The 1,009-nt window shown below is 40.4% G+C and carries 3 protein-coding genes; all 3 read right to left on the bottom strand.

The window, feature by feature from the left end; all coding sequences use genetic code 11:
* On the bottom strand, positions 1-180 hold a 180-nt coding region (locus LG31_RS21690; protein WP_033115701.1), incomplete at its 3' end, for a hypothetical protein.
* An 89-nt stretch (positions 181-269) separates the two neighbouring features.
* Positions 270-743 (bottom strand): glycoside hydrolase family protein, encoded by a 474-nt coding sequence (locus tag LG31_RS0117535; RefSeq protein ID WP_050513482.1) that lies wholly within the window; start codon positions 741-743, stop codon positions 270-272.
* A 76-nt stretch (positions 744-819) separates the two neighbouring features.
* Positions 820-1,009: helix-turn-helix domain-containing protein (locus LG31_RS21295; protein WP_161785990.1), on the bottom strand; the 190-nt coding region annotated here is incomplete at its 5' end.

Consider the following 1,009-nt stretch of genomic DNA (forward strand, 5'->3'; position numbering starts at 1 on the left):
ATTCATTACGTTCTGGAGTTCTTTTGCAATATTGTATTGTTGCTTGAATTCGTTGAAGCCCTGTCTCATAGAAACAGGGAGTCGTACACTTGCAACATAAGATGGTTCGTTGTACTTGAGCTTACGACCTTCTGTTGTGATGCAAGAATAGAAATTGGGCATTGCGTCATTGATATCCATATAATCTCCTTTGTTGTGTTGCTTGGTACTGAAATTCATACGGAAGCTTATATTATATAAGGAAGTGTATGAATTTCAGTACCAACTGCTTATTGTTTGCGCAGTACATCTACATGCAACTGCACGCGATTAGGTGTTTGCTTATACCAACGCGAGTCAATGAGCTCTAGTGCTGCTCGATTGTAGTCCTTGGCATCTAGTGCAGCCTTGAACTGTTTGAACTTACTTGCTGTATTTGCCCCAAGCTGGAACACCATCTCAACTAGCAGTTGTTGCACTTCCAGTGAGTGCCTATTGATCTCAAACAACCGCCTTGCATCGTTCTCTGCTTCGAGTAAGTCCCGTTGCAATAGAGTAATGGCTTTCAGCTCGCTTAAACCGTTTTTGTACTCTTGTACTTCTTGAGGTGTGCACAAGTGCCCATAACCGATAGTGTCGAAACCTTCACTGCATTTATAAACAAAAAACTGTCCTTTACGATAGGACTGCATTTTGCGTTGATATTCTTTTGTACCTTCGTTTTGCATTATGCGTTGCACAAATGCATTTGTTCTGATTTCCATGTGTACCTGTCTTTATTATTATTGAGATGGAATTGAAATTCCATTTGTTGTTATTGTTCTTTGTATTTCGTATACGTTATTTGTTTAACTTGTTCATGTGTTCAAGCACTGCGCGGCGAATCGTTTCATCCGACACACCTAGTACTGCACCAATACCTGCAAAGCTGTATTTGCCTTTTGTGTAGAACTCAACGGCCATTTTTTCTTGTTCAGGGGTTAACTTTTTCTTGGGACCGCGTTTACCTTTTTCTGGCATAGTGGATAGA

The sequence above is a fragment of the Aeromonas lacus genome (assembly GCF_000764665.1).
Classification (GTDB): domain Bacteria; phylum Pseudomonadota; class Gammaproteobacteria; order Enterobacterales; family Aeromonadaceae; genus Aeromonas; species Aeromonas lacus.

Bases quoted from the DNA above. Each gene is read 5' to 3' on its own strand.
- LG31_RS0117535 (WP_050513482.1), bottom strand. From the start codon at position 743: ATGGAAATCAGAACAAATGCATTTGTGCAACGCATAATGCAAAACGAA.